Origin of the sequence: Pseudomonas sp. NMS19W, assembly GCF_051554255.1 — a bacterium.
In the GTDB taxonomy this organism is placed as follows: Bacteria; Pseudomonadota; Gammaproteobacteria; order Pseudomonadales; family Pseudomonadaceae; genus Aquipseudomonas; species Aquipseudomonas kribbensis.
The window spans coordinates 5272474-5293113 of sequence record NZ_CP136718.1; the positions used below are offsets into that span (position 1 = coordinate 5272474).

The following is a 20640-nucleotide window of genomic DNA, read 5'->3' on the forward strand; positions in this document are numbered from 1 at the left end:
GGGATCGAGAATGGGAAGTTCTGCTACAGAGTCTGCCTACAGAGCGGGCGAGAGTGGACTTTCGAAGCCTTTTAGCAGGGCACGGATCGCGCTCGCAAAGAGCGCGACGCACGCCAATGGTGCGTGGTGTCCAGAGGAGTCATGGGGCATGCAGGCTTTCTTGTTACCGGGGATCAAATTGCTGGGGCGGTTTGGCTTCGCGCGTAAATTCCAGTTGTTGTTTCTGCTGTTCATCCTGCCGTTGGCCGGCAGCCTGTTGATGATCGGCCAGGACTATCGCGTCAAGCTCAACCTGATTTCCGGCGAACGTGCCGGCGTGCGGCAGTTGCTTGCCCTCGATGCGCTCGACAACCTGCTCGCCGCTCAGCGCGACCGCGCAGCTCGCTGGCGTGCCACGGAAACCAACCGCCAGCCGACGCCCGCCACCCTCGCGGCCATGGCTGCATTCGATGCCGTCCAACCTGCCGTCGCTCAAGCCACAGTGGATCTGGGCAATGCCTTGCAAGCCGAAGCCGCCGAAGGTGAAACCCTGGCCCGCTATCAAGCCCTGCAAACCGCGCTCGACGGTCTGGACTCCAAGAGCCTGGCCGGCGTCGGCTGGTGGCCGGACGGTTACGATCGCTTCACCAACGCCCTCAGCGCCCTGCAAGCGTTGCGCGAACAGATCGCGATGGACAATCGGCTGATCCTCGCGCCGTGGCTGGAAACCTATCTGCTGACACAGATTTCCACTCAACATGCACCGGACCTGATCGAACGGGTCGGTCGACTCGCGGCGGTCGGCCAAGCATCCGTAGTCTCCGGTCAGTTCACCCTGCAAAGTCGCCTGCAACTGCGTGACCTGCGCAGCCGCATCGGTGATGCCCGCGAGCAGCTTGTTAAAACAGCGAGCCTTCTGGAAGCGCGGCTGCCGAACGACTTGCAAGGCTGGGCCGGGCAATACCACGACAGCCTCAAACAACTGGATGCCGGTTTGAAGGTGCTGGATGACGGTGTGTTCGGCGGCAGCATCAATCTCAAACCGGAAGACTTCGAGCGCAGCCTCGATGCCCTGCTCGGCAATCTCGCCACGCTGCGCCAGCAATCACTGGTGGCGCTGGATCAGCGACTGGACGATTACCACGGTTCGGCGATCCGTCAGTTCATCGTGGTCGCGGCGGTGTTCGGTTGCCTGTTGCTCGCGGCGCTCTACCTGTTCGTCTGCCTGCAGGCTTCGATCCGTCGCAGCGCCAGCGGCATCACGGTACTCGCCGAAGCGTTGCGCGACGGTAATCTGAGCCTGCAAGTGCCTGTCGTGGGTCGCGATGAGCTGGCCTCGATCAGCACCGCACTCAACGTGGCTGTGGTGCAATTGCGCACCAGCCTGCTGGGCGTCGATCACGAAACCTCGCAACTGAGCCACGCCGTGCGCAGCCTCAACGATCACTCCAGCGGCGCACTCAGCGAAGTCGAAGCCCAGCAATTGCAGATCAGCCAGATCGCCGCCGCGGCCACGCAATTGGCGGCCACGTCCCAGGGTGTGGCGCAGAGTTGCGAACAGGCCTCCGGCAGCGCCCAGCAGACCCGACGCATCGCCACCGACAGCAGCCGCGACAGTCAACGCACCACCGCGAGCATTCAACAGCTCAATCAGCGTCTGAACGAAACGGCAGCAGCGCTGGGCCGGGTCAGCGAGCAAGGTCAGCAGATTCAACTGGTGGTCGACACCATTCGCGGTGTTGCCGAGCAGACCAACCTGCTGGCGCTGAACGCCGCCATCGAAGCCGCTCGCGCCGGTGAGCAGGGTCGCGGTTTTGCCGTGGTGGCCGACGAGGTGCGCAGCCTCTCGCAGCGTACGCAATCGTCCACCGCGCAGATTGCTGGGACGGTCGACAGCCTGCGTAATACCGTCAATGAAGCGGTGAGCCTGATGGAGGCGGCCTGCGGCCAGGCGCAATCGGATGCCGAAGCCGTCACCGGGCTCGGCGAACGTCTGGGGGAAATCGCCAGTGCCGTACAGAGCGTCACCGACACCCTCGCACAGATTGCGACGGCGGTGGAAGAACAGGCCAGCACCGCCGATGAGGTCAGCGGCAATATCCAGCAGGTCGATCAGGCAGCGGTTCGCCTGCTCGACGGCGCGCGGGCAGTCAACCTGGCGGCAGACACCTTGAGCCAGGGCAGCAAGGCCTTGAGCGACAATACCGCACGCTTCCGGCTCAGTTGATCAGCGCTTCAGGGAAGTCCTTTTCCAGTTCGGACTTGAGCCATTGAACGAACCACGCCGCATCCGCCGACAGCTCGGCGGACGGCGTCAGCACCCGATAACTTTCCAGCTTCACCTGAGCATCCACTGCGCGCACCAGTTTGCCGGACCTGAGCTCTTCGCGGACCAGCACCTCATTGGCCAACGCAATGCCCTGCCCGCTCTCGGCCACCGATAACGCGTGATCGTTGTTGACGTAGAGCATGTCGGAATTGAGGTGAATATCGAGGTCATGGGCGGCGAACCACAGGTTCCACCACTCGCCGTCATCGACGTGGATCAACTCGTGCCGGACCAGATCGGCCGGGCCGCCGAGCGGCTCGATGCTCGCCAGATATTGCGGGGTGCAGATCGGAAACACTCGTGGACAGATCAACGCTTCACGGGAGTCCGCGTACTGCCCGTCGAGGCCGTAGACGATGCCGAGATCGGCGCTTTTGCCATCCACTTCGGTGAAGGTCGAATTCGGTTCGATGGCAAACTTCAACCCCGGACGCAGGTGACGCATGGCCTCGATGCGCGGCATCAGCCAGCGCTTGGCAAAGCCCGGCACCACCATGATCCGCAGCCAGCGCTCGGCCTCTTTGGGACGTGCCTCCTTGCCGGCCTCGATGATCAATTGCAGGGCGGTCGCGATCTTGCGGTGGTACTTCTCACCGGCCGGCGTCAGGTTGACCCCGCGTGACGTGCGTTCGAACAGCTGAATGCCCAGCCAGTCCTCCAGCAGCTTCACATGCCGGCCAATCGCCGGCTGAGTCACATGCAGGGCTTTCGACGCCTCGACATAGCTGCCCAGGCGGGCAGCGGCATCGAACGCACGCACTGCATTGAGTGGTGGCAAACGCTGGTCGGGCATGTTCCTGGCACCTGTCGGTATTAAATTAACTAACACCTGCCATGTTTAAATTGAAGTTTCGCCCCGCGCAACCCCTCGCCGATAATCGAGCCACAGCAGAACAACAAAACAGCTGGTTTCACCCCGTACGCAATCTCGATCCTGCCCAGAAAAATAATATCCATGGCCCGACAGATTCGCTGACCAACAGCGCAATCGCAGGCGATGGGGGAATCGGAGGTAACGCATGAATGCCCTGCATTCGCTGCAAACGCTGGCGGTGTCGATCCGCTCGGTGCGCAAGGTCTACGGCGATCCGTCCACCGGTCCGGTGGCGTTGAAAAACATCGATCTGGATATCCGCGACAACGAATTCTTCACCCTTCTCGGGCCCTCCGGCTGCGGCAAGACCACGCTGCTGCGGATGATTGCCGGGTTCGAGTTTCCGACCCAGGGCGAGATCCTGCTCTACGGCGAAAACATCGCCGAGCGCCCGCCGTTTCAGCGCCCGGTCAACACGGTGTTCCAGCACTACGCACTGTTCCCGCACATGACCATCGCCGAAAACCTGGCCTTCGGCCTTGAATCGCACCCGATGGGCAAGGTCCTGAACAAGGCGCAGATCGCCGAGCGTGTCCGCGAGATGCTTGCGCTGGTACAGATGGAGCGCTTCGCCCATCGCAAACCGGCGCAACTCTCCGGTGGCCAGCAGCAGCGCGTCGCCCTCGCCCGCGCTCTGGCGCCGCATCCCAAGGTCCTGTTACTCGACGAGCCGCTGTCGGCACTTGATCTCAAGCTGCGCCAGGCCATGCGCGAAGAGCTGAAAACCATCCAGGCCAGGACCGGCATCACCTTCATCTTCGTCACCCACGACCAGGAAGAAGCGCTGACCATGTCCGACCGCATCGCCGTGCTCTCCGAAGGTGAAGTACAGCAAGTCGGTCGCCCGGAGGACATCTACGAACGGCCACGCAATCGCTTCGTGGCCGACTTCATCGGCGAAACCAACTTCATTCAGGCCAGCGTCACTCGGGTCGAGGACGGCATGGCGTGGTTCGCCGGGCCGGCCGGTCATCCGCTGCCGGCGCAACCGTGCAACGACGTGCAACCGGGTGCCAGCGTGACGCTGTCCGTGCGCCCCGAGCGCCTGCACCTGGTGCCTGCCAACACGGAGGCGGCGCTGCCGTGCCGGGTCGAAGCGCAGATTTATTTGGGCACCGACCTGCAATACCAGGTCAGCCTCGGCGACGGTTCGCGCCTCACCGTGCGCACGCCCAACTGCGTCGATCAGAGCCTGCGTTTCGCCGTGGGCAGCCAGGCCGGTCTGCTGTTCGACCGGGGAAGCGCCAGCGTCCTGCACGATTGAGTCCGAGGAGTTGTCATGCACGCCTTACCGATAACCAACACGCTTGAACGCCGACGGGCGTTCCAGAGCTTCCTCGGTGTCAGCCCGGCGCTGATCGCCATCGCCCTGTTTCTGGTGGTGCCGATCCTGATCGTCATCGGTTATTCGCTGATGGAAGCCAACCCCTACGGCGGGGTCAACAAGGTGTTCAGCAGCGACGCCTACACCTCACTGCTGTTCGAACGGCAAATGGACGACAGCCTGGCCTTCGCCGACTCCTACCTGATCATCGCCCTGCGCTCGGTCGGAATTGCCGGCCTGACCACCGTCATCACGCTGCTGATCGGTTTTCCGGTGGCGGTGTGGCTGGCCATGCAGCCAGCGCATCGGCGCGGCCTGTTGATCTTCCTGATCACCGTGCCGTTCTGGGCCAACCTGCTGATCCGCACTTACGCGTGGATTCTGCTGCTGCGTAACACCGGGGTGATCAACAACAGTCTGATGGGCCTGGGCGTCATCCATGAGCCGCTGCAGTTGCTGTACACCGACGGCGCCGTGCTGCTGGGGCTGGTTTATACCTATGCGCCCTTCGTGGTTCTGCCGATCTACGCCACGCTGGAAAAAATGGATATCCGCCTGCTCGAGGCCGCTCAGGACCTGTATGCCGGGCGTCTGCGCACCTTGCGAAAAGTGGTGCTGCCGATCGCCAGACCGGGAATTCTCGCCGGCGCCATTCTCACCTTCGTGCCGTGCCTGGGCGCGATGATCGCCCCGGAACTGCTCGGGGGCGGCACACGGATGATGCTCGGCAACCTGATCTTCCGGCAGTTCAGCGACGCCCGTAACTGGCCGTTCGGCGCAGCGTTGTCGCTGGTGCTGATGGCGGCGGTGATGCTGGTGCTGACGGTCTATGCCTTGCGCGCCGAACGCCAGCGCATCGCCAAAGGAGGTGTGTGATGATCGGTCTGTTCAAACGCAAGGGACTGGGCGTCCAGGATTTCCCCGGATTCGGCGGTTTCAGTTTCCTGTTCTACCTGTACCTCTACGCGCCGATCGTGGTGCTGGTGGTGTTCTCGTTCAACGCCAACCAGTCGGCTACGGTGTGGACCGGTTTCAGCCTCGACTGGTATCGCGCCGCGTTCGCCAATCAGGCGCTGCGCCAGGCGGCCGGCAACAGTCTGCTGATCGCGGTGTGCGCCAGCATGGTCGCCACGGCGATTGCCACCCTTGCGGCCCTCGGCACCTCGCGGGGTGCGAAGTTCAAGGGCCTGCAACTGTCGATGGGCGCGATCATGCTGCCGCTGGTGCTGCCGGAAATCGTCGTCGGCGTCGCCACGCTCGCGCTGTTCTCCACCATCGGCCTGTCGCTCGGCTACGGCAATCTGATCATCGCCCATACGGTGTTCTGCATTCCGTTTGCCTACCTGCCGATCCGCGCCCGGCTGAACGACATGGATCTGTCGCTGGAACAAGCCTCCGCCGACCTGTATGCCGGGCCGTGGCGGACCTTCCGCAAGGTCACCCTGCCGTTGCTGATGCCGGGGATTTTCTCGGGGCTGATGCTGGCCTTCATCGTCTCGCTGGATAACTTCGTGATCTCGATGATGGTCTCCCAGGCCGGCGCCACAACGCTGCCGATCTTCATCTTCGGCCTGTTGCGCATGGGCGTGACACCCGACGTCAACGCCGTCTCGACCCTGATCCTGGGCGTCTCGGTGCTGTTTGTCAGCCTCTCTTACCTGCTGGGCAAAAAGAACGCCTGAACCTTCCAAGAACCGTGGGGAAATAGCATGAGCAAGTGGATAAAAAGCGTCGGTACTTCGTTGTTTCTGACTGTGCCGCTGGTCATGGCCGGGAGTGTTCAGGCCGCCGAAAAACTCAACGTGGTGAGCTGGAGCGGTTACTTTTCACCGGAGATTCTCGCCAAGTTCCAGAAGCAGACCGGCATCGAAGTCACCGTCGACTCCTACGACTCCAACGAGACGCTGCTGGCCAAACTGAAACAGGGGGGCGCCGGTTACGACGTGGCGATTCCCTCGCACCAGTTCATTCCGATCCTGATCAAGGAAAACCTGCTGGAGCGCTTTGATCCGGTCAAGGAGCCGTACTACGCCAGTGTGGTCGACAACCTGAAAAAACCGAGCTGGGACCCGGAAGGCGCCTATTCGGTGCCGTTCATCTGGGGCACCACCAGCGTGGTGCTCGACAGCGGCCGCTACAAAGGCCCGGCCGACAGTTACAAGGTGCTTTATGAGCCGCCGGCCGAGTTGCAGGGGCGGATCAACATGTTCGATTCGGTCAGCGATATGGTCGACATGGCCAGCCTGTACCTGAACATTCCGCTGTGCAGCGAGGACCCGAAACAGATGCAGCAGATCCTCACGCTGCTCAAGGCACAGAAGCCATTCGTCAAAACCTACAGTTCCAAGGCCGGCTCGATCCGCGAGAACCTCGCCTCGGGTGAAATCGACATGTCGATGTTCTGGGGCGGTTCGTCAATGCGCGCCCGCGAGATGAAACCGAGCCTGAAATACCTGTACCCGAAAGAAGGGGTGCTGGCCTGGGTCGACAACATGGTCATCCCCGCCGGCAGCAAGAACCCGGCGAATGCCAAGGCGTTCATCGCGTTTCTCAGTCAGCCGGAGAACTCGGCGATGACCCAGAACTTCCTCAAGCATCAGAGCCCGATCAAAGGCGTCGAACCGTTCCTCGATGCGAACCTCAAGGATGCACCGGAATTGCATATTCCCGAGGGCACCCACGTGGTGTTCAGCAAGACCTGCGGTGAAGGCGCGATCCGTCTGGCCGATCGTCTGTGGACCAACCTGATGCGTTGATTTCTACCGCCCCGGCACGAGGCCGGGGCGTTTTTCCAGCCGTCTGAAGGGCGCCGTCGTCATGAACTCCAATAACATCAGCGAACTGGTCCTGTTGCCGGCCATCGAGCTCGCCGAGCGCATCCGCCTGCGCCAGGTTTCCTGCCGCGAAGTGATGCAGACCTATCTTGCCCACATCGAACGGTTCAACCCGGCAGTCAATGCATTGATCAGCCTGCAGGCGCCGGAAGCTCTGCTGACCCAGGCCGACACACGGGACGCCGAACTGAGCCGGGGCCAATACCGGGGCTGGATGCACGGCCTGCCCCACGCCATCAAGGATCTGTCGCTGACCTGCGGCATTCGTACCACGCTGGGCTCACCGCTGTTCAAAAACTACATACCCGAGCGTGACGGCATCATGGTCGAGCGGATCAAGGCTGCCGGCGCGATCATCATCGGCAAGACCAACACCCCGGAATTCGGCCTCGGTTCGCAGAGCTACAACCCGTTGTTCGGGGCCACCGGTTGCGCCTTTGACCCGAGCAAGACCGCAGGCGGCAGCAGTGGCGGCGCAGCGGCGGCGCTGGCGATGCATCTGGTGCCGGTGGCCGATGGCAGCGACATGATGGGCTCGCTGCGCAACCCGGCAGCGTTCAACAACATCTTCGGCTTCCGCCCGTCTCAGGGACGCGTACCGTTCGACGACAGTGCCGATCTGTTTTTCGATCAACTCGGCTATGAAGGGCCCATGGCGCGCAGTGTGCGCGATGCCGCGATGCTGCTGTCGGTGCAGGCCGGCGGCGATGCGCGGGCGCCGTTGTCGATCCGTGAATCCGGAGAGGTCTTTACCGCACCGCTGGAGCGCGACTTCACCGGCACCCGGATCGGCTGGCTCGGCGACTTCAACGGGTACCTGCCCATGGAGAACGGCATCCTCGCGTTGTGTGAAAAGACTTTCGCCGACTTTGAAAGCCTGGGTTGCCATATCGAGTCGGTGCGTCCGGAATTTGCCCCCGAAAACCTGTGGAGCAGCTGGCGCACCTTGCGCCACTGGATGGTCGCCGGCTCCCTGGGCGCGGCGTACGCCGATCCGCAGAAACGGGCGCTGCTGAAACCGGAAGCCTGCTGGGAAGTGGAAAACGGTCTGAAGCTCTCGGCCAGCGAAGTGTTCGCCGCCTCGGTGGTGCGCAGTGACTGGTACCGGGCGATCTCACGCTTGTTCGAACAGTACGACTATCTGCTGCTGCCCAGCGCGCAGGTCTTCCCGTTCGACAAGTCGCAGCCGTGGCCGACCACGATCGAGGGCGTGAACATGGACACTTATCATCGCTGGATGGAGGTGGTGATTCCCGGCACGTTATCCGGTTGCCCGGTGGCGAACGTCCAGGCCGGCTTCAATGCCCGGGGGTTGCCGATGGGGCTGCAGATCATCGGCCGGCATCAGGCAGACTTCGCCGTTCTGCAACTGGCGCACGCGTATGAGCAGGCCAGTCGCTGGTTCCAGCGCTGCCCTTCGCCACTGTTGAACGCCTGATTTTGATAAACGGTTGAAAGCGTAGAAAAAATTTTGAAATTTACGCTTGACGCTTTTCCATTTCAGGGGAATAATGCGCGCCACTTGGCTACATAGCTCAGTTGGTTAGAGCATAGCATTCATAATGCTGGGGTCCGGGGTTCAAGTCCCTGTGTAGCCACCAAGTACTAAAAACGGCTTACCGAAAGGTAGGCCGTTTTTTTATGCCCCGAGAAAAGTGCCGGCCATCATCAGCCGGCATTTTCTTTTATCAGGCCAGTGCCGCCAGCCCTTTCGCCCAGATCTGTCGCGTGCGTAAACCGACCATTGCCCGCCAGTCCGGATCCGCCGGATAGAACTGCTCCAGCAGTTTCAATTTGATGTCCCGCCCCGTCGCATCCAGCGGATCGCCGTGCAGATGCAGCCAGTGATCGTCGCGCAAGTGACGATGTACGTCCGGCCCAGGATAAGTCCCGCACTCGATCACGAACGGCATCAGTTGCACCTTCGGCAGCGCGTTAAGCAACGCCTGCGAGGTATAACCGGTAGCGGTTGCCGCGACACCGGTTTCACTCAGCGCTTCGGCTCCCGTGTGCAAGGTGTAGAGCCACGGGGCATAGATCGATTGCGCCTGGGCCAGCGCCGGATACGGTGCCTGAGTAATCGTCAGCAGCATCGGATGGCCATACTCGCCGGCGCCGGTGTGCAGGTCGAAACACATCACGGTTTCAGCGCCGGCCAGATGATTCTCGATGATCTGATGCAGCGTGCGATTCGACCAGCTCGGGGCAAAGCCTCCGAAGAACAGTCCGTCGGGATGGCTGTGCTGACCGCCTTCGACAATCGACATCACCGCCGGCCAACCGTGTTCGGCGATCTGCGCATCGAGCAAGGCATCGGCGCGCTGTCGCTCGGGACCGTTCAAATCGGCGCAGGCGTAGATCTCATGCAGCGCGGCGTAGGCCTGGTTGTCCGGCAGGGGCCGGTTGAAATCCAGATGATTGCGGTTGAGGTCGATGTTGTCTTCGTTGACCCGTCTCAGCCATGCAGTGCCCCACGGGTTGATCAGGTGAATCATCACCACCGCGACGTCCTTCGGCAGCGAACCCGGCGTGAAATGCTTCAGCCAGTCGACCTGACATTCCGAACCGTAATAGCCCTCCACCCCGTGGGTGCCGCTGAGCGCCACCAGACGCCGTCTGGCTTGCGGATCCCCCAGCACCGCCACATCGGTGCTCAACGGCTCGCCGAACGGTCCGCAACGCGGATGGGCGTAGGAGGTGAGCGTTGCACCGGCCGCGGTGGCGACTGCAAGAAACTGTTCGCGCTGCTGGCGGTAGCTGGAGTGAGTCGGAAACTCGCTGTGCATGGTGGCCTCTTGTTGATTGTTCTGGCTTCACGTTTGCCAGTGACCCTACAGAAAATTCGCCAAGGCATGAAGGACAAACATACCGACGGTTTGCGTCCTGCACGGTCGGCCGATACAGTCCATCAGACTTTTATCCCACGGACGGAGAGCCCCGCGTGTTTCCAGCCCAGCCCCTGAGACGCTTTCGCCTGCCGGCCCTGACGTTGATCGTCAGCACCATCACCCTCGCCGCCTGCAATGCACCACCTTCCTCGACCCTGCCGCTGGCGCCGGAAGCCGCCTCCGGTTACCGCACAGGCCTGCAAGCCAGTCACGCCGATAAACATATGGCCGCTGCTGCGAATCCGCTGGCTGCCGAGGCCGGTCGCGAGATGTTGCGTAAAGGTGGATCGGCCATCGATGCGGCCATTGCGATGCAAGCCGTGCTGACCCTCGTCGAGCCGCAATCCTCCGGGATCGGTGGCGGCGCGATGATCGTGCTGTGGGATGGCAAACAGGTGCGCACCTACGACGGTCGCGAAACAGCACCAGCCGGTGCAACCGAAAAGCTGTTCCTCCAGGCCGATGGAAAACCGATGCCTTTTCCGCAGGCGCAGATCGGCGGACGCTCCGTTGGTACACCGGGTGTGATGCGGGCGCTGGAACTGGCGCACAAACAGCATGGCCGCTTGCCGTGGGCGACGTTATTCGAGCCGGCGATCAAACTGGCGGAACAGGGCTTTGCGATCTCGCCTCGCCTGCATTCGCTGCTGGAATCCGACCCTGTGGTGCGCCGCTCACCAGACATGGCCAGGTATTTCCTCAACAGCGACGGCAGCGTCAAAGCCATCGGCACACGCCTGCAAAATCCTGCCTTGGCCGCTGTGCTCAAGCGTATCGCCACCGAAGGTGCAGACGCGCTGTACAAAGGCCCGATCGCCGAAGAGATCGTGGCCAAGGTTCAGGGTCACGCCAACCCCGGCAGCCTTTCGCTGAACGACCTTCAGCACTATCAGGCCAGGGAACGCGCGCCACTGTGCACCGACTACAAGCGCTGGCAGGTTTGCGGGATGCCGCCGCCATCATCGGGCGGGATTGCAGTGGCGCAAATCCTCGGCACTTTGCAGGCCCTGGAGACCCGCGATCCGCGCCTGTCCCTGACACCACTCAAACCTGTGAAAACCGATAAACCGGCCGGCCTCGAACCCGCGCCGCAAGCCGTGCACCTGATCGCTGAAGCCGAACGCCTGGCCTACGCCGACCGCGCGCAATACGTGGCCGATACCGACTTCGTACCGGTGCCGGTCAAGGGACTGGTGGACCCGGGTTATCTGGCCAGCCGCGCCAGCCTGATCGGCGAACGCAGCATGGGCACCGCCAAACCCGGCACACCTCCGGGCGTGCAGGTCGCCTACGCGCCGGACCGCTCGCCGCTGCGCATCTCCACGTCGCAAGTGGTGGCCGTGGATGACTTCGGTGGCGCGGTGTCGATGACCACCACCATCGAAGCGGCATTCGGCTCGCACCTGATGGTTCAGGGCTTCTTGCTCAACAACCAGATGACCGACTTCTCGTTCATCCCCGAAGAAAACGGACAGAAAGTCGCCAACCGCGTCGAGCCCGGCAAACGTCCGCGCTCGTCGATGGCACCGACCCTGATCTTCGACCGCAACAGCGGTGAGTTCGTCGCCACCGTCGGCTCTCCGGGCGGCTCGCAGATCATCGAATACGTGGCCAAAACCACCGTCGGCCTGCTCGACTGGAACCTCGACCCGCAAAGCGCCATCAGCCTGCCCAACTTCGGCAGCCGCAACGGGCCGACGGAACTGGAACAGGGTCAGTTCACCCCCGGATTGATTCAGGCACTCAAGGACAAGGGCCACGCAGTGAGTGAAATCGACATGACCAGCGGCACCCAGGCCATCGTGCGGGTCAAGGATGCGCAGGGGAAGGCAACGTTGGCCGGTGGAGCGGATCCTCGGCGTGAAGGGGTGGCGGTGGGGGACTGAAACCCCTTCCGCCAACTGAAAAGGCTTACCGAGAGGTAAGCCTTTTTTTGTATGTCCATGAATCCGATTCGGCTAAATCACATTGCCTTTTCCTACACCGGAAAAATGCTGTCCGGGATAGAGTCTTCACCCTGTAAATTCACTCACGCCCCCTTTCCCTCCACTCCCGACAGCATCGGTAAAAGTCATCAATTGACACCAACCATTTGTCCAGAATCCACCGACAGACTTGCAGCAGTCCCACTGCGGGACTAGGATCACGCCATGAGAATCATCGCCATCAGTCAGCTAAAAGTCTTTTGGGAACAATATCCGGAAGCAGAGCAGCCATTGCTGGCATGGATAGACGAAGCAAGAAAGGCAAGCTGGAAAACACCTGTGGATATCAAGTTACAGTTTGCTTGCGCCAGCATTCTGAAAAGCCGAAGAGTTGTATTCAATATCAAAGGCAATTCCTATCGCCTGATAGTCGCCGTGGCATACCGCTTCGGTGCGGTGTACATAAAATTTGTCGGAACTCACAAACAGTACGACGCAATCGACGCTGATACCGTCGAAATGGAGTAACCCATGAACATACGTCCGATTCATACCGAAGAAGACTACCGTGCGGCACTCAAAGACGTGTCCGCTCTTTTCGAGAATGAGCCAGAACCCGGCACGCCTGAAGGTGATTACTTCGACATCATGATCACCCTTATCGAGGCCTATGAGGCCAGGCACTTCCCACTTGACCTGCCCAACCCGATTGATGCCATAAGGTTTCGGATGGAGCAGTCCGGGCTGTCGGCAGCCGATCTCGCTCCTGCAATTGGCCGGACAAATCGCGTTTATGAGGTACTGAATGGCAAACGTGCTCTGACGCTACCCATGATCTGGAAACTTCACGAGTTGTTCGGTATTCCGGCGGAAAGTCTGATCAAACCCATGAAATCAGTCTGATAAAAAACAGCCATGCAGGCACCTCAACATGTACTGCCTACCCTGAGTTTCCCAGCCAACTGAAAAAGGCTTACCGAAAGGTAAGCCTTTTTTGTATGTCCATGAATCCGTTCGGCCGAGCATTCCGATGGTCAGAATTCACGCTCCGTCGAGCATTTGATGACAGCGAAACAAGCGTCATCCACCCTCTGATTTCCAGTCAGCGATTAGCCACCAGATGCGCACCGAACAGCAGATAGCAACTTCCCGCCAACCGATCCAGCCATGTCCGCGACCGCTCGTAAACCCCGGCAATCCGTCGGCTGGCGAAGAACAGCGCCACACTGCAATACCAACTGAAGGACAGCGTTGCCATGGTCAGCACCGCCAGCGCCAGCAGCATCGGGGGCACATGGGCCGGCATGGCGGTAGCGAAGATCGTCGCCACGAACAGTGCCGATTTGGGGTTGGTCATGTTGCCCAGAAAACCTCGCCCATAGGCACCGAGCAACGTTTGCTCCGAAGCGTCAGGTGCTCCTTGGGCGACAGGGGCTTTGCGCCTGAATTGCTTGAGTCCGAGATAGATCAGGTAGCAGCCACCGGCAATCTTGAAACTCAGATAAAGCGCCGGCGCCGCACTGAACAGCGACTGGATGCCCAGGCCACCGGCCAGCCCCCATAACACCGTTCCGCTCGCCACGCCGAGCGCCGCGACCACGCCATGACGTCGGGAGCGGCTGACGGCCAGTTGCGCGATGTTGAAAAAGTTCGGGCCGGGCGTCACCACGGCAACGGTCCACAACAGCGCCAGCGACAACAGGGGAGCAAGGTAACTGGAAAACATGGAGCAGACGCCTGATGGATTAGACAATGCCGCTACCTTGCAACATCCAGCGTTGTTTTGTCATCAGACCGATAGCGTCTTGCCATCCACCGGATCGCCAATTGTCAGGAAATGCCCGCCGGCCACATGGTGCAGCGTGCGCAAGCCGTCATGCCCTTCGAAGTGCCAGCGTCCATCGCTGAACACTCGCGAATCAGCCTGGGCCGCGATCACCTCGGCCAGGAACAGATCGTACTGTTCGTGATTGCGCGGCTCCGGCAGCAGCCGGCATTCGAGCCACGCTACGCAACCGTCGAGCATCGGTGCCTCGACCTGCTCGCCAGAGAAGGTTTGCAAGCCATAGGCCTGGAACTTGTCCTGCCCTTGTTCACGATTGATTTCCAGGCCCGAGGTCGAACCGACGGTCTGCACGATGTCAGCCTGATTCACGCAAGGGACGTTGAGGACAAAGGTGCCCGAGGCCTCGAGCAGTTGCCGGGTCCAGGTGGATTTATCGAGGACCACCGCGACTTTCGGCGGTTCGAAATCCAGCGGCATGGCCCAGGCCGCAGCCATGATATTGCGCTGCCCGTCGTGAGCGGCACTGACCAGCACGGTCGGCCCGTGGTTGAGCAAACGGTAGGCTTTGTTCAGGGGAACCGGGCGACGGAAGGATTCGCTCATGGGATCTGCTCCGGGAAAAAGAGCCGATTGTAGCGGGATAAAAACAGCGAAGGGATTGCCATGGACAATCCCTTCGCCTGACAAGCATCAGTTGGATAGCTGGTTGGCGAACTGGCCGACCGCGTCCACGACTTTCTGCGCGCCATCCTGGATCTCGACGATCACCGTGCCCGCCTCCGCCGCCAGCGCCAGCCCTTGCTCGGCCTGAAGCTTGCCGTCGGTCATCAGCGCCACGGCATTGCGCGCCATGTCCTGGTTCTGACGGACCACGCCGACGATTTCCTCGGTCGCCTGGCTGGTGCGCGAGGCCAGCTGCCGTACTTCGTCGGCCACCACCGCAAAACCACGGCCCTGCTCGCCTGCACGGGCGGCTTCAATGGCGGCGTTGAGCGCCAGCAGGTTGGTCTGCTCGGCAATACCGCTGATGGTCTTGACGATGGTACCGATCACCTGGGATTGCTCGTTCAGCGCCTCGATGCCTTCACCGGCGGTCTGCATGTGCCGCGACAGGTCGCGCATCACATTGACCGCTTCGGTGACTACACGGGTCCCGCGCTGGGCAGTGCTGTCGGTCTGCAAGGATGTGCTGTAAGCGATGTTCGCAGCCTCGGCGACGGCTTGTTCCTGATTGACCTGATCGGTGATCACGGTGGCGAACTTCACCACTTTGTAGAGTTTTTCGTTGGCGTCGAGCACCGGGTTGTAGGACGCCTCCAGCCAGACTTCGCGACCATGAGCGTCGATCCGCTTGAAGCGACCGGCGACGAACTCACCGTTGTTCAGACGGCGCCAGAAGTTCTGGTACTCGGCGCTGTTGGCCTCGCCCGAGTCACAGAACATGCGGTGATGTTTGCCCTTGATCTGCGCCAGGCTGTAACCCATGCCCTGAAGGAACCGGTCGTTGGCGCTCAGCACGTTACCGTTGAGGTCGAACTCGATCACGGCCGTCGAACGCACCAGCGCGCCGATCAGGTTCTCGTGTTCGCGAGAGGCTTCGATGGTGCGGGTCAGGTCGCTGGAGAAAATCGAAAAGTGCTTGATCCGCCCGTCCGAAGAGCGGACCGGCTGGACGATCGAACGCAACCACGCCTCTTCGCCATTGCCGCGTGACAGGCGCACGGCGCCGGCGAAGTGCTCGCCCCGGCTCAGTGCGGCCCGGAAGCGGTGATGAAATTCGTCGGACTTCACATGAGCCGGCACGATGTCTTCGATGGCGCGGCCGATCAGGTCGTGGCTCTTGTAGAGCATTTCATTGAGGAAGTTCTGGTTGACCGATTGAATCCGCCCGTCGGGCTCAAGGGTCAGCACCAGCATCTCGCTTTCCAGGCTCTCCTTCACTTGCAGAAGGCTGGAGAGTTCTTCACGAAGAGCCGCCAGCTCTTGCTTGAGGCGTTTGTTGAACATGGGAAAGCACCGATGGACTGGATGGAAAGCGGGGTTGCAGCCCTAACCATCGGCCTTGGAAATCTTTTCTGAAGAGCGATCGAGACCGGCCAGTCAAAAATAATCTCAATTGGCCATTGGTCTTATCCGTCCTCGCAGAACGGATACAAAACCCGGCGCTCTGGCCCGGCCATATCAGGTATTCTCAAGCCAAATTGCAACAATATGTTGCAGGTATCCGCCCGATAAGGAGTGCCGTTTTGGATTTATCGACCGCTGCCTGGATGGTTCACGACACCCGCCTGATTCTCTGCTGCCTGCTGGCGATTGCGACGATTATCGTGTTGATCAGCGCCAGCAAGCTACCGCCCTTTCTATCGATCCTGATCGGTACGTTCATTGCCGGCGTCGGCGCGGGTTTACCGCCAGAGGACGTGGCAAAGGCATTCAGCAAAGGTGCCGGGGCGATTCTCGGTGAGGCGGGGATCATCATCGCGCTGGGCTCGATGCTGGGTGCGCTGATGGCCGAATCCGGCGCAGCCGACCGCATTGCGTCGACCTTGCTCGGGCTGGGCAAAGGCAAGTCCCTGCCGTGGGTCATGGCGCTGGTGGCGATGGTGATCGGCCTGCCGCTGTTCTTCGAAGTGGGGCTGGTGATGATGGTTCCGATCATCTTCGTCATGGCCCGCCGTTCCGGTCAGCCGCTGTTGAAAATCGCGATTCCGGCGCTGGCCGGCATGACCACGCTGCATGCCCTGATGCCGCCGCATCCCGGACCGTTGATCGCGGTCAGCGCATTGCATGCCGACCTTGGGCTGACGATGTTGCTGGGCTTCAGCATCGCCATCCCGGCGGTGATCCTGGCCGGACCGATCTACGGCAACTGGCTGTCGAAACGCATGCACGTTGATGAGCCGGCGGAACTTGGCGCGCTGTTCAGTGCCCCGCCGAAAGCGCCGCGCCAGCCGAGTTTCGGCATGTCGCTGCTGATCATTCTGTTGCCGGTGTTGCTGATGCTCGGCAGCACGCTGGCGAAAGTTGCGATGAGCCCGGAAAGCGGCCTCGCCCTGACCCTGAAGTTTCTCGGAGAACCCTTGGTGGCGTTGGGCATTGCCGTCATGGCGGCGGTGATCTGCCTCGGCTGGGCCAACGGCATGCCGCGTGAACACGTCGGCGGCACCCTGCGCAAAAGCCTCGCGCCAATTGCCGTGCTGTTGCTGACCATCGGTGCCGGTGGCGGCTTGAAGCAGACTCTGTTGGATGCCGGTGTCAGCCAGACCATCAGCAAAGTCGCCGAAGGCGCGCACATGCCGTATCTGCTGCTGGCCTGGCTGATTGCTGTGGCACTGCGTCAGGCCACTGGCTCGGCGACGGTGGCCACCACGACGACGGCAGGGATTCTGGCGCCGATGATGGCGGGCCTCGCCGCGACGCAAAGTTCGCTGGTGGCGCTGGCGATTGGCGCCGGGTCAGTGTTCTTCTGCCACGTGAACGACGCCGGCTTCTGGATGGTTCGCGAGTACTTCGGCCTGCAACTGAAACAGACGATCTGGGTCTGGTCGGTCCTGCAATCCATCGTCTCGGTGGTGGGTCTGGTGGGGACCTTGCTGTGGTGGCACTGGTTGACGTGACGGCGCCGCGAGTTTTCGCCGAGGCCGTCAACCAGCCCTCAGGAACAGGGCGCCACCGAACGGCGCCCGCCCCCGGGCATGCGCACACCGAAGTACGCCGCGCTGACGATGCCGACCACGCCCATCACCGCACAGAACATCACACAGATCCATGGGCTCCACGGCATCAGACCGATCAGCAGCAGCGGTGTGATGCTTGCCCATGCGGCGTAGGCAATGTTGTAGGTGAAGGAAATGCCGGATACCCGGATACGCGCGGGGAACAGACCGACCATCACCGAAGGCACGGCGCCGACCACACCGCAGGCCAGGCCGGCGATGGCGTACGCCAGTCCCACCCAATCGCCGCCCATGATCAAACAGCTGTAAAGCACGCCGATGCCCAATGGCAGCAGCAGGCTATAAAGCATGACCGTGCGCCAGGCGCCGAGGCGATCGACCAGCAACCCGGCAATCACGCAGCCAATGTTCAGGAACACGATGCCCAGCGCACTCAATGCAAAGGTATGGCCGGCGGTCATGCCGAAGGTCTTCTGCATCATGGTCGGGGTGATGACCACGAACACCACCACCGCCGAAGTCAGTACGCACGTCAACAGCATGGCCGGCAGCATCGCCAGACGATGCTCGCGCAAGACTGTGCGCAACGGCAGTTCGACCCGCGCCTCACGCTGCGCTTCCATGGCCATGAACACCGGGGTTTCGCTCAGCCAGCGGCGCAGGTACACGCCGATCACGCCGAACACGCCGCCGAGCAGGAACGGATAACGCCAGGCGTAATCGAGGATTTCCTCCGGGGTAAACACCTGTGCGAGAAACGTCGCGGTCAATGCGCCGATCAGGTAACCGAAGGTCAGCCCGGCCTGCAGAAAGCCCAATGCGTAACCGCGATGCGCGACCGGCGCGTGCTCGGCGACGAATACCCAGGCGCTCGGCACTTCACCGCCAACCGCCGCGCCCTGCAGGATGCGCAGCGCCAGCAGCAACAGCGGCGCGAAATAACCGATCTGGGCGTAGGTCGGCATGATTCCGATCAGCAGGCACGGCAGCGCCATCATCAGGATGCTCAGGCTGAAGACTTTCTTGCGCCCCAGCCGGTCGGCGAAATGCGCCATCAGGATCCCGCCCAGCGGCCGTGCCAGATAGCCCGTGACAAAGATCCCGAAGCTTTGCAGCAGGCGCAGCCACTCGGGCATTTCCGGCGGGAAGAACAACTGGCTGAGGGTCAGGGCGAAGAACACGAAAATGATGAAATCGTAGATCTCCAGCGCCCCGCCCAGGGCCGCAAGGCCGAGGGTCTTGTAGTCGGAACGGCTGAACGGCGCCGGTCGGGCAGTGGAATGGGCAGTCATGGCAAAGAACTCTGGCAGGCAAAAAACCAAGGCGCCCATGGTCTACGCAAACGGGCCGATCGACAACCCGTTAGACCATAGTCTGATTCAGCGAAACACGGTCACATAAATCCGCCGGTTGATTTACTGTTGGCACCTGTCCAGACGGGCCGGCCAAGCCCCGAAGACCACAATAAACATAAAAATCCGAGGTACTCCCGTGGCCGTTGATATCGAAGATAGCCGCTCTGCGCGCTTTGCCTTGCGCTGCTCCAGTTTTGCCGAACGCTGGTTTCCCGACTCCTGGGTGTTCGCCGCACTCGCCGTGATCATCGTGGCCCTGGCCACCCTGGCCATGGGCGCCAAACCCACCGACGCCGCCATGGCTTTCGGTGACGGCTTCTGGAGCCTGATCCCCTTCACCATGCAGATGGCCTTCGTGGTGATCGGCGGTTACGTGGTCGCCAGCTCGCCGCCCGCCGTGAAGCTGATCGATCGCCTGGCGCGAATCCCGAAGAACGGCCGCTCCGCCGTGGCCTGGGTCGCGCTGATCTCGATGGTCGCGTCGCTGCTCAACTGGGGCCTGTCGCTGGTATTCGGCGGTCTGCTGGTGCGCGCCCTCGCCCGCCGCACCGATCTGAAAATGGATTACCGCGCCGCCGGTGCCGCTGCTTATCTGGGGCTTGGTGCGGTGTGGGCGTTGGGCCTGTCGTCGTCCGCTGCGCAGTTGCAGGCCAACCCCGCCAGCCTGCCGCCGTCGATTCTGTCGATCACCGGGGTGATTCCATTCACCCAGACGATTTTTCTCTGGCAGTCCGGCGTGATGCTGCTGGCGCTGGTGGTGATCTCGATCATCATCGCCTACGCCACCGCGCCCGGCCCGAACTCGGCGCGTGACGCCAAGGCCTGCGGCATCGACCCGGCCTTCAACCTGCCGCCGCTGCAACCGCGCACCCGGCCCGGTGAATGGCTGGAGCACAGCCCGCTGCTGATCATTGTGTTGGTGCTGCTCGCGGCCGGATGGCTGTTCCACGAGTTCTCGACCAAACCGGCGATCACCGCGATTTCCGGGCTCAACACCTACAATTTCCTGTTCATCATGCTCGGCGCGTTGCTGCACTGGCGCCCGCGCAGCTTCCTCGATGCGGTGGCGCGAGCGGTGCCGACCACCACCGGCGTACTGATCCAGTTCCCGCTGTACGGCTCGATTGCCGCGCTGATGACCACGGTCAAGGGCACCGATGCTCAGACCCTGGCCCATCACATCTCGACCTTTTTCGTCAGCATCGCTTCCCACGACACCTATGCGCTGCTGATGGGCGTGTACTCGGCGATTCTCGGTTTCTTCATTCCGTCCGGGGGCGGCAAGTGGATCATCGAGGCGCCGTACGTGATGCAGGTGGCCACCGACCTGAAATACCACCTGGGCTGGGCCGTGCAGATCTACAACGCCGCCGAAGCCCTGCCGAACCTGATCAACCCGTTCTACATGCTGCCGCTGCTGGGCGTGCTGGGATTGAAGGCGCGGGATCTGATCGGCTTCTCGTTCGTGCAACTGCTGGTGCACACGCCGCTGGTGCTGTTGTTGCTGTGGGCGTTGGGGACGACATTGGCGTATACGCCGCCGGTGATGCCATGACGCGGAATCATCTTCAGGCGTAATTCTCATGAGGGAGCTAGCGTATTGGCTCCCTCATTTGTTTCTGCGCCTTGGAAATGTCACCCAACCGTCACATTCCCTTGTTAGCGTCCG

Annotated in this window: 17 protein-coding genes, 1 tRNA gene and 1 pseudogene; 12 read left to right on the forward strand and 7 right to left on the reverse strand. The window is 61.5% G+C overall.

Going from position 1 to position 20640, the window contains the following annotated elements; genetic code table 11:
* Positions 1-148: 148 nt before the first annotated feature.
* Positions 149-2206 carry a methyl-accepting chemotaxis protein gene (locus R1A29_RS24130; protein WP_438299776.1) on the forward strand — a complete coding sequence of 686 codons (2058 nt, stop codon included), beginning with the start codon at positions 149-151 and terminating at the stop codon, positions 2204-2206.
* On the opposite strand, the gene R1A29_RS24135 is transcribed toward R1A29_RS24130, so the two are convergent.
* Positions 2199-3101, reverse strand: a complete 903-nt coding sequence (locus R1A29_RS24135) for a LysR substrate-binding domain-containing protein (RefSeq protein ID WP_438299777.1) — start codon at positions 3099-3101, stop codon at positions 2199-2201. The two genes, R1A29_RS24130 and R1A29_RS24135, sit on opposite strands and share 8 nt — an antisense overlap.
* Positions 3102-3327: 226 nt before the next feature.
* Here R1A29_RS24135 and R1A29_RS24140 point away from each other — a divergent pair, with 226 nt between their 5' ends.
* The 6 genes from R1A29_RS24140 to R1A29_RS24165 all read left to right on the forward strand — a co-directional run bounded on the left by R1A29_RS24140 (position 3328) and on the right by R1A29_RS24165 (position 8941).
* Positions 3328-4446 carry an ABC transporter ATP-binding protein gene (locus tag R1A29_RS24140; protein WP_438299778.1) on the forward strand — a complete coding sequence of 373 codons (1119 nt, stop codon included), beginning with the start codon at positions 3328-3330 and terminating at the stop codon, positions 4444-4446.
* Positions 4447-4461: 15 nt separating this feature from the next.
* Positions 4462-5382: an ABC transporter permease gene (locus R1A29_RS24145; RefSeq protein ID WP_438299779.1), complete on the forward strand. Its 921-nt coding sequence runs from the start codon at positions 4462-4464 to the stop codon at positions 5380-5382.
* A complete protein-coding gene (locus R1A29_RS24150) occupies positions 5382-6188 on the forward strand; it encodes an ABC transporter permease (protein ID WP_438299780.1) in 807 nt (268 codons plus the stop codon). Before R1A29_RS24145 ends, R1A29_RS24150 begins: the two co-directional genes overlap by 1 nt.
* Before the next feature lie 27 nt (positions 6189-6215).
* Complete coding sequence (locus R1A29_RS24155) at positions 6216-7262, forward strand: ABC transporter substrate-binding protein (RefSeq protein ID WP_085709282.1); 1047 nt, start codon at positions 6216-6218, stop codon at positions 7260-7262.
* A 61-nt stretch (positions 7263-7323) separates the two neighbouring features.
* Entirely contained in the window at positions 7324-8778 is a 1455-nt protein-coding gene (locus R1A29_RS24160) for an amidase (RefSeq protein WP_438299781.1), read from the forward strand.
* Positions 8779-8864: 86 nt separating this feature from the next.
* A tRNA-Met gene (locus R1A29_RS24165) sits at positions 8865-8941 on the forward strand.
* A gap of 87 nt (positions 8942-9028) precedes the next feature.
* On the opposite strand, the gene R1A29_RS24170 is transcribed toward R1A29_RS24165, so the two are convergent.
* Positions 9029-10126 carry a DUF2817 domain-containing protein gene (locus R1A29_RS24170; RefSeq protein ID WP_438299782.1) on the reverse strand — a complete coding sequence of 366 codons (1098 nt, stop codon included), beginning with the start codon at positions 10124-10126 and terminating at the stop codon, positions 9029-9031.
* Positions 10127-10281: 155 nt separating this feature from the next.
* Here R1A29_RS24170 and ggt point away from each other — a divergent pair, with 155 nt between their 5' ends.
* From ggt to R1A29_RS24185, 3 genes are all read left to right on the forward strand, one after another.
* Positions 10282-12114 carry a gamma-glutamyltransferase gene (ggt, locus tag R1A29_RS24175; protein ID WP_438299783.1) on the forward strand — a complete coding sequence of 611 codons (1833 nt, stop codon included), beginning with the start codon at positions 10282-10284 and terminating at the stop codon, positions 12112-12114.
* A gap of 264 nt (positions 12115-12378) precedes the next feature.
* Entirely contained in the window at positions 12379-12681 is a 303-nt protein-coding gene (locus R1A29_RS24180; RefSeq protein ID WP_438299784.1) for a type II toxin-antitoxin system HigB family toxin, read from the forward strand.
* 3 nt (positions 12682-12684) lie between these two features.
* Positions 12685-13056, forward strand: coding sequence for a helix-turn-helix domain-containing protein (locus R1A29_RS24185; protein WP_074692315.1), 372 nt, complete (start codon positions 12685-12687; stop codon positions 13054-13056).
* A 199-nt stretch (positions 13057-13255) separates the two neighbouring features.
* On the opposite strand, the gene R1A29_RS24190 is transcribed toward R1A29_RS24185, so the two are convergent.
* The 4 genes and pseudogenes from R1A29_RS24190 to R1A29_RS24205 all read right to left on the reverse strand — a co-directional run.
* Positions 13256-13879, reverse strand: a complete 624-nt coding sequence (locus R1A29_RS24190; RefSeq protein WP_438299785.1) for a LysE family translocator — start codon at positions 13877-13879, stop codon at positions 13256-13258.
* A 63-nt stretch (positions 13880-13942) separates the two neighbouring features.
* The gene (locus R1A29_RS24195; RefSeq protein ID WP_423204295.1) at positions 13943-14542 is read right to left on the reverse strand and encodes a flavin reductase family protein; all 600 of its coding nucleotides are present in this window, start codon (positions 14540-14542) and stop codon (positions 13943-13945) included.
* Between the two features lie 87 nt (positions 14543-14629).
* Positions 14630-15061, reverse strand: a complete 432-nt coding sequence (locus R1A29_RS24200) for a methyl-accepting chemotaxis protein (protein WP_371320925.1) — start codon at positions 15059-15061, stop codon at positions 14630-14632.
* Positions 15062-15169: 108 nt separating this feature from the next.
* Positions 15170-15946, reverse strand: a pseudogene (locus tag R1A29_RS24205) (PAS domain-containing protein); the annotation flags it as partial.
* A gap of 239 nt (positions 15947-16185) precedes the next feature.
* On the opposite strand from R1A29_RS24205, the gene R1A29_RS24210 reads away from it, so the two are divergent.
* Positions 16186-17556: a GntT/GntP/DsdX family permease gene (locus tag R1A29_RS24210; RefSeq protein WP_438299786.1), complete on the forward strand. Its 1371-nt coding sequence runs from the start codon at positions 16186-16188 to the stop codon at positions 17554-17556.
* Positions 17557-17594: 38 nt separating this feature from the next.
* On the opposite strand, the gene R1A29_RS24215 is transcribed toward R1A29_RS24210, so the two are convergent.
* Positions 17595-18908: an MFS transporter gene (locus R1A29_RS24215; protein ID WP_438299787.1), complete on the reverse strand. Its 1314-nt coding sequence runs from the start codon at positions 18906-18908 to the stop codon at positions 17595-17597.
* A gap of 199 nt (positions 18909-19107) precedes the next feature.
* Between R1A29_RS24215 and R1A29_RS24220 the strand changes: the two genes are divergently transcribed.
* Positions 19108-20526, forward strand: coding sequence for a short-chain fatty acid transporter (locus R1A29_RS24220; protein ID WP_085709272.1), 1419 nt, complete (start codon positions 19108-19110; stop codon positions 20524-20526).
* Positions 20527-20640 lie beyond the last annotated feature (114 nt).

Coding starts and splice junctions, on each gene's coding strand:
- R1A29_RS24130 (WP_438299776.1), top strand. CDS start 149: ATGCAGGCTTTCTTGTTACCGGGGATCAAATTGCTGGGGCGGTTTGGC.
- R1A29_RS24135 (WP_438299777.1), bottom strand. CDS start 3,101: ATGCCCGACCAGCGTTTGCCACCACTCAATGCAGTGCGTGCGTTCGAT.
- R1A29_RS24140 (WP_438299778.1), top strand. CDS start 3,328: ATGAATGCCCTGCATTCGCTGCAAACGCTGGCGGTGTCGATCCGCTCG.
- R1A29_RS24145 (WP_438299779.1), top strand. CDS start 4,462: ATGCACGCCTTACCGATAACCAACACGCTTGAACGCCGACGGGCGTTC.
- R1A29_RS24150 (WP_438299780.1), top strand. CDS start 5,382: ATGATCGGTCTGTTCAAACGCAAGGGACTGGGCGTCCAGGATTTCCCC.
- R1A29_RS24155 (WP_085709282.1), top strand. CDS start 6,216: ATGAGCAAGTGGATAAAAAGCGTCGGTACTTCGTTGTTTCTGACTGTG.
- R1A29_RS24160 (WP_438299781.1), top strand. CDS start 7,324: ATGAACTCCAATAACATCAGCGAACTGGTCCTGTTGCCGGCCATCGAG.
- R1A29_RS24170 (WP_438299782.1), bottom strand. CDS start 10,126: ATGCACAGCGAGTTTCCGACTCACTCCAGCTACCGCCAGCAGCGCGAA.
- R1A29_RS24180 (WP_438299784.1), top strand. CDS start 12,379: ATGAGAATCATCGCCATCAGTCAGCTAAAAGTCTTTTGGGAACAATAT.
- R1A29_RS24185 (WP_074692315.1), top strand. CDS start 12,685: ATGAACATACGTCCGATTCATACCGAAGAAGACTACCGTGCGGCACTC.
- R1A29_RS24190 (WP_438299785.1), bottom strand. CDS start 13,879: ATGTTTTCCAGTTACCTTGCTCCCCTGTTGTCGCTGGCGCTGTTGTGG.
- R1A29_RS24195 (WP_423204295.1), bottom strand. CDS start 14,542: ATGAGCGAATCCTTCCGTCGCCCGGTTCCCCTGAACAAAGCCTACCGT.
- R1A29_RS24200 (WP_371320925.1), bottom strand. CDS start 15,061: ATGCGCGACCTGTCGCGGCACATGCAGACCGCCGGTGAAGGCATCGAG.
- R1A29_RS24215 (WP_438299787.1), bottom strand. CDS start 18,908: ATGACTGCCCATTCCACTGCCCGACCGGCGCCGTTCAGCCGTTCCGAC.